The organism is Ramlibacter sp. (genome assembly GCF_035554825.1).
Classification (GTDB): Bacteria; Pseudomonadota; Gammaproteobacteria; order Burkholderiales; family Burkholderiaceae_C; genus Ramlibacter.
The window spans coordinates 1-6,237 of sequence record NZ_DATMHS010000095.1; the positions used below are offsets into that span (position 1 = coordinate 1).

7 protein-coding genes and 1 pseudogene are annotated in these 6,237 nt (G+C 69.4%); 5 read left to right on the top strand and 3 right to left on the bottom strand.

The features are described 5' to 3' along the window. Nucleotides 1–788 (bottom strand): methionine adenosyltransferase (gene metK, locus VNT59_RS11840; RefSeq protein ID WP_325498614.1); only part of this gene is annotated, 788 nt, incomplete at its 3' end. Between the two features lie 135 nt (nt 789–923). Between metK and VNT59_RS11845 the strand changes: the two genes are divergently transcribed. Beyond that, on the top strand, nt 924–1,748 hold the full coding sequence (locus VNT59_RS11845) for a lysophospholipid acyltransferase family protein (RefSeq protein ID WP_325498615.1): 825 nt from the start codon (nt 924–926) through the stop codon (nt 1,746–1,748). Beyond that, nucleotides 1,745–2,608, top strand: coding sequence for a lipid A biosynthesis acyltransferase (locus VNT59_RS11850; RefSeq protein WP_325498616.1), 864 nt, complete (start codon nt 1,745–1,747; stop codon nt 2,606–2,608). The genes VNT59_RS11845 and VNT59_RS11850 overlap by 4 nt, the downstream gene beginning before the upstream one ends. A 3-nt stretch (nt 2,609–2,611) precedes the next feature. On the opposite strand, the gene VNT59_RS11855 is transcribed toward VNT59_RS11850, so the two are convergent. Both VNT59_RS11855 and yihA read right to left on the bottom strand, forming a co-directional pair. Continuing rightward, the gene (locus VNT59_RS11855; protein ID WP_325498617.1) at nt 2,612–3,511 is read right to left on the bottom strand and encodes an alpha/beta fold hydrolase; all 900 of its coding nucleotides are present in this window, start codon (nt 3,509–3,511) and stop codon (nt 2,612–2,614) included. After that, complete coding sequence (yihA, locus tag VNT59_RS11860; protein WP_325498618.1) at nt 3,508–4,173, bottom strand: ribosome biogenesis GTP-binding protein YihA/YsxC; 666 nt, start codon at nt 4,171–4,173, stop codon at nt 3,508–3,510. The genes VNT59_RS11855 and yihA overlap by 4 nt, the downstream gene beginning before the upstream one ends. An 80-nt stretch (nt 4,174–4,253) precedes the next feature. On the opposite strand from yihA, the gene VNT59_RS11865 reads away from it, so the two are divergent. The 3 genes and pseudogenes from VNT59_RS11865 to VNT59_RS11875 all read left to right on the top strand — a co-directional run. Continuing rightward, the gene (locus VNT59_RS11865; protein ID WP_325498619.1) at nt 4,254–4,928 is read left to right on the top strand and encodes a c-type cytochrome; all 675 of its coding nucleotides are present in this window, start codon (nt 4,254–4,256) and stop codon (nt 4,926–4,928) included. Nucleotides 4,929–5,109: 181 nt separating this feature from the next. Beyond that, complete coding sequence (gene msrP / locus VNT59_RS11870) at nt 5,110–6,105, top strand: protein-methionine-sulfoxide reductase catalytic subunit MsrP (protein ID WP_325498620.1); 996 nt, start codon at nt 5,110–5,112, stop codon at nt 6,103–6,105. Next, nucleotides 6,105–6,237, top strand: a pseudogene (locus tag VNT59_RS11875) (sulfoxide reductase heme-binding subunit YedZ); the annotation flags it as partial. The gene msrP and the pseudogene VNT59_RS11875, both read left to right, overlap by 1 nt.

The following is a 6,237-nucleotide window of genomic DNA, read 5'->3' on the forward strand; positions in this document are numbered from 1 at the left end:
GCGCCGCCATAGGTGTCGACGATGATCTTGCGGCCGGTGAGACCGGCGTCGCCCTGCGGACCGCCGATCACGAAGCGACCGGTCGGATTCACCAGGAAGTTCACCTTGCGGGTCATCATCTCTTTCGGCAGCACCGGCTTGATGATCTCCTCGATCACGGCCTCGACGAACGCCGGCTTCATGTGCTTGCCGTCGCTCATGTCGGGGCTGTGCTGCGACGTCAACACCACCGTGTCGATGCTGTGCGGCTTGCCGTCGACGTAGCGCATCGTCACCTGGCTCTTGGCATCGGGGCGCAGGAAGGGCAGCCTCCCGTCCTTGCGCACCTGGGCCTGCCGTTCCACCAGCCGGTGGGCGTAGTAGATCGGGGCCGGCATCAGCTCCGGCGTCTCGTCGCAGGCGTAGCCGAACATCAGGCCCTGGTCGCCGGCGCCGGTGTTCAGGTAGTCGTCGCTGGCGTGGTCGACGCCCTGGGCGATGTCGTTGCTCTGCTTGTCGTAGGCGACCAGCACGGCGCAGCCCTTGTAGTCGATGCCGTACTCGGTGTTGTCGTAGCCGATGCGCTTGATGGTGTCGCGCGCGATCTGGATGTAGTCGACGTTGGCCTGGGTGGTGATTTCGCCGGCCAGCACCACCAGACCGGTGTTGGTCAGCGTCTCGGCCGCCACCCGGCTGCGCGGGTCCTGCGTGAAGATCGCATCGAGGATGGCATCGGAGATCTGGTCGGCCACCTTGTCGGGATGGCCTTCGGACACGGATTCCGAGGTGAAGAGGAAATCGTTCGCCATTTGAATAAACTCCGTTGTTCAGCTGGAAGGCGCGTTGCCTTCTGCCGGAGCTTGGGCGAACGCTTTAGCAGAATTTGTTGAGTCGCCCTGCAAGTAGTTCATTAACTCGGCGACCCGCCCATTTTACTCCCCGTCGTGAAACATCTCTTCCGGGCTTTCGCGCTGCTGCCGCTGCCGCTGTTGCACGGTCTGGGGGCGCTGGTGGGCTGGCTGTCGTTCCTGCTGTCCCCCACCTACCGCCGCCGGTTTCTCGAGCACGCCCGGCAGGCCGGCTATGGCCTGGCGACCGTCCGGGCCGCCGTGGCCGAGGCCGGCAAGCTGATCGCCGAAACGCCGCGGCTCTGGTTCGGGCGGCCGGTGCGGCTGGAATGGGAGGGCGCGGCGCTGGTCGAGGCGGCGCGCCAGCGGGGCCGCGGCATCCTGTTCCTGACCCCGCACCTCGGCTGCTTCGAGGCGACGGCGCAGGGCTATGCCGGCCGCTTCGGGCGGATCACGGTGCTGTACCGGCCGGCGCGCAAGGTCTGGCTGCGGGACCTGGTCGACCGTTCGCGGGCGCGAGCCAACCTGGCGGCCGCGCCGACCACCCTGGCCGGCGTGAAACAGATGCTCAAGGCGCTGAAGGCGGGCGAGGCGGTCGGCCTGCTGCCCGACCAGGTGCCGCCGCAAGGCATGGGGGTGTGGGCGCCGTTCTTCGGCCGGCCGGCGTACACCATGACCCTGTCGGCGCGGCTGGCCAGGCAGACCGGCGCCACGGTGCTGCTGGCGTGGGGCGAACGGCTGGCGTGGGGACGCGGCTACCGGGTGCGGCTGCGCGCCTGGCCGGGCGAGCTGGCCGGCCAGGACGAGGCCGCCGCGGCCCAGGTGAACGCGCGGATGGAGGACCTGATCCGGGAGTGCCCGCAGCAGTACCTGTGGGGCTATGCGCGCTACAAGCAGCCGGCGCCGGAGCGCGTGGCATGAGCCGAATGGGCGTGTGGTTCATGCGGGCGATCGCGCCCCTGCCGCTGGCGTGGATCCGGGCGCTGGGCCTGGCGCTGGGCTGGCTGCTGTACGTGCTGGTGCCGTCCCGCCGCCACGTGGTGGCCAGCAACCTGCGGGTGTGCTTTCCGTCCTGGGACGAGCGCCGACGCCGGCGCGTCGCCCGCGCCACCTTCGTGCACGTGGCGCAGTCCTTCCTCGACCGGGCCTGGCTGTGGCACGCCGATCCGCAGGTCGTGCGCCGCCGCCTGGCCATCACGGGGGCCGTGCACGAGCTGGCCGGCAGCGAGCCGACCATCGTGTTCGCCCCGCATTTCGTCGGGCTCGATGCCGGCGTGACGGCGCTGACCCAGCAGCTGCCGCGCGGGCTGGTCGGCATCTACACGCGCCAAAGCAACAAGGTCGTCGACGAATGGGTGCTCGCGGGACGGCACCGCTTCGGTCGCACGCGGCCCATGAGCCGGGCCGAGGGCGTGCGCGAGCTGGTCGCCGCGCTGCGCGCCGGCGACCTCATGTATCTCTTGCCCGACATGAATTTCGGCCCCGAGGAGTCGATCTTCGTCCCGTTCTACGGCGTGCCGGCCGCCACCGTGCCGTCGCTGTCACGCTTCGCCCGGCTGGGACGAGCGAAAGTGGTGCCGCTCGTCACGCGCCTGACGCCCGGGGGTTACGAGGTGCGCGTGCTGCCCGCCTGGCGCGACTTCCCGACGGCCAACGTGGCCGCCGACACGGCGCTGATGAACCAGCGGCTGCAGGGCTACATCGATCCGATGCCCGACCAGTACTACTGGGTCCACAAGCGCTTCAAGACGCGCCCGGCCGGGGAGCCGCCGGTCTACTGAGCGTCAGCGCGGCGCGGCGCCGAGGAAGCTCGCCAGCTCGCGGGCGACCAGCGCCGGCTGCTCGTGGACGATCCAGTGGCTGGCGTCGGCCACCTTGTGCACCGTCAGGTCGGGGACATGGTCGTCCAGGCCATCGAGCAGGGCGGGCAGCAGCGCCACGTCCTTCATCCCCCACAGCACCAGCGTCGGCAGCTGCACGGCCAGCATCTCGCGCGGCAGCTTGACGGCCGCGGCGGCCTGATCCTCGGCGCGCGGCGGGCGCAGCGGCGATGCGCGGTAATAGTTGAGGCCGCCGGTGAGGCCGGCGTCCCAGACGGCGCGGTATTGCTGCCTGACGGCCTCGGTCAGCCAGGGGGCGCCGCCCCAGTCGGTGAAGAAACCCCACAGCCGCCGGTACCCGTCCTCCCGGAGCAGCGCCTCCGCGTCGGGCCGGACCAGGAAGTTCATGTACGCGCTGGCGGCCTGCTGCCGCGGATCGTGCTGCAGGTCGCGCCAGAAGGTGCCGGGGTGGGGCGAATTGATGATCGCCAGCCGCTTGGCGAGTTGCGGCCGCTGGTTGGCCAGGTTCCACGCCACGGCGCCGCCCCAGTCGTGGGCGATCAGGCATTCGAGCGGCGGGCCTTCGGCCGCGATCAGGGCGGCGATGTCCTCGACCAGTTCCTTGGCGCGGTATGCCTTCACGTCCGCGGGCCGGGACGAGCGCTCGTAGCCGCGCAGGTTCGGCGCCACGCAGCGGTAGCCGCCGTGTTCCGGCCGGGCGAAATGTTCCAGCAGTCCGTCCCAGACGAAGGCCGCCTCGGGAAAGCCGTGCAGGAACATCAGCACCGGCCGGCCGCGCGCGCCGGCCGCGCGGCAGCTCAAGGTGATGCCGTGCGGCAGCGGCTGCTCGAACTGTTCGATCACTGGGTATCCCCATGGGCCCACTGCGACAGCAGCAGGGCGGTCTCCTCGACGCCTTGCTTCTTGAGCGCGGAGAACAGCTTCACCTCGCCGCCGCCGGCCTGCAGGCGCGCGATGGACAGTGCCTTGGCCGCCTCCGAGCGATTGAGCTTGTCGGCCTTGGTCAGCAGCAGCAGGAACTTCAGGCCCTCTTCGACCCGCGGACGAATCACCTCGAGCAGGATGTCGTCGAGCTCGGTCACGCCCTGGCGCGGATCGACCAGCAGCACCACGGCGCGCAGGTTTTCCCGCGTGACCAGATAGTTGGCCATCACCTGCTGCCAGCGCAGCTTGTCCGCCTTCGGCACGGCCGCGTAGCCGTAGCCGGGCAGGTCGGCCAGGACGGCGTCGGTCTGCCCCTGCTTGCCGAGCGAGAACAGGTTGATGCTTTGGGTGCGTCCTGGCGTCTTGGAGGCGAAGGCGAGGCGCTTCTGCTGGGTCAGGGTGTTGATGCAGGTCGACTTGCCGGCGTTGGACCGGCCGACGAAGGCGATCTCCGGCACCCCGAGCGCCGGCAGGAACTCGAGCTTGGGAGCGGTGGTGAGAAAGCGTGCGGTGTGCAGCCAGCCCATTGCCAGGGCGGCGGCCGTCTTGCTTGCGCCATTGGCGGCCGGGGGGGAGGTCATGCTTGTCTTGTGGTGCGGGGGAAGGCCAGTTGGGCATTGTAGAATCACGCGGTTTTGCGCCTCGAAAGACGATTCCAAGAATGAAGACGACTGCCTCCCTGCTGATCGCTGCCGCGCTGGCGCTGCCCGCGTTCGCCTCGCTTGCCCAGCAGCACGGCGCCCCGGCCGCGGCTGGCGCCGCCGCGCCGGCAGCACCAGCTCCCGCAGCTGCGGCGAAGCCCGACCCGGCCGCCGGCGGCGCGAAGTTCGGTTCCGTCTGCGCCGCCTGCCACGGCCAGGACGGCAACTCCGGCATTCCGGCCAACCCCAAGCTGGCCCAGCAGCACCCCGAATACATCGTCAAGCAGTTGCAGGACTTCAAGGCCGGCAAGCGCACGAGCCCCGTCATGCAGGGCTTCGCCGCCCAGCTGAACGATGCCGAGATGAAGAACGTCGCCGCCTGGGCCGCCTCGCAGAAGGCCAAGCCGGGCTTCGCCAAGGACAAGGAACTGGTGGCCCTGGGCGAGCGCATCTACCGCGGCGGTGTCGCGGAGCGCCAGGTCGCCGCCTGCGCCGGCTGCCACAGCCCCAACGGTGCCGGCGTCCCCTCTCAATATCCGCGCCTCTCCGGCCAGCATGCCGACTACATCGCGGCCCAGCTGGTGAGTTTCCGCGACGGCGTGCGCAAGAACAGCCCGCAGATGGCGCAGGTGGCCGCGCGGCTGAACGACCGCGAGATCAAGGCCGTGGCCGATTACGTGGCCGGCCTGCGCTGACCTGAACCGGCGGCCCGCGGGCCGCTCCAAGAAAGGGCGAGCACCCGGGCGGGCTCGCCCTTTTTGTTTTTTGGAGCCGGTCCGCCGCGGCCGCGTACCGCGTCGTGTGGGCTTTCGCCATGTTGTAAGGTCGTGCCGGCCCGCTCCTCGGGGGCGCCGGCACCAACACAGGGAGACAGGCATGCTGATCAAGAACAACGATGACGGCTTCATCCACCCCGTGGCCAGCGAGATCACGCCGCCCGCGGCGTACCGCGGGCGGCGCGACCTGCTCAAGGCGATGGCGGCCGGCGCCGCCGGACCGGTGCTCGCCGCCTGGGCCTCGCGCGAAGCCTTCGCGCAAACCCAGCGGCCGGGCAAGCTCGCACCACTGCCGGGGGCGCGTTCCGGCGTCGCGGGCGCCGTCACCATGGAAAAGGTGACCGACGCCAAGGACGCGACCAGCTACAACAACTTCTACGAGTTCGGCACCGACAAGGGCGACCCGGCCAAGAACGCGCACACGCTGAAGACCGCGCCGTGGAGCGTCGAGGTCGAGGGGTTGGTGAAGAAGCCGGCGCGCTACGCGCTCGAGGATCTGGTCAAGCTGAGCGCGCAGGAAGAGCGGATCTACCGGCTGCGCTGCGTCGAAGGCTGGTCCATGGTGGTGCCCTGGGTCGGCTATTCGCTGTCCAGGCTGATCGAGAAGGTCGAGCCGCTGGGCAACGCGAAGTTCGTCGAGTTCGTGACGCTCGCCGATCCGAAGACGATGCCGTTCGTCGGCTCCCGCGTCCTGGACTGGCCCTACGTGGAGGGACTGCGCATGGACGAGGCGATGCATCCGCTCACCTTGCTGTCGTTCGGGATGTACGGCGAGGTGCTGCCGAACCAGAATGGCGCCCCGGTGCGGCTGGTCGTGCCGTGGAAATACGGGTTCAAGAGCGCCAAGAGCCTGGTGAAGATCCGCTTCACCGAGCGCGAGCCGAAGACCGCGTGGAACAAGGCGGCGGCCAACGAATACGGCTTCTATTCCAACGTCAACCCGAACGTCGACCACCCGCGCTGGTCGCAGGCGACCGAGCGGCGCATCGGGGAAGACGGCCTGTTTGCCAAGCGTCGGAAAACGCTGATGTTCAACGGCTACGAGGCCCAGGTGGCGCAGCTGTACGCGGGCATGGACCTGAAGAAGAACTACTGATGGCGCTTCGCAAGGCTTTGCTGCATCCGTCGGCGAAGCCGGTGCTGTTCGCGCTGGCGCTGTTGCCCTTCGCCTGGCTGCTGTACGGGGCGCTGACCGATCGGCTCGGCGCCAATCCCGCCGAATACCTGG

Coding starts and splice junctions, on each gene's coding strand:
- yihA (WP_325498618.1), bottom strand. CDS start 4,173: ATGACCTCCCCCCCGGCCGCCAATGGCGCAAGCAAGACGGCCGCCGCC.
- VNT59_RS11850 (WP_325498616.1), top strand. CDS start 1,745: ATGAGCCGAATGGGCGTGTGGTTCATGCGGGCGATCGCGCCCCTGCCG.
- VNT59_RS11865 (WP_325498619.1), top strand. CDS start 4,254: ATGAAGACGACTGCCTCCCTGCTGATCGCTGCCGCGCTGGCGCTGCCC.
- msrP (WP_325498620.1), top strand. CDS start 5,110: ATGCTGATCAAGAACAACGATGACGGCTTCATCCACCCCGTGGCCAGC.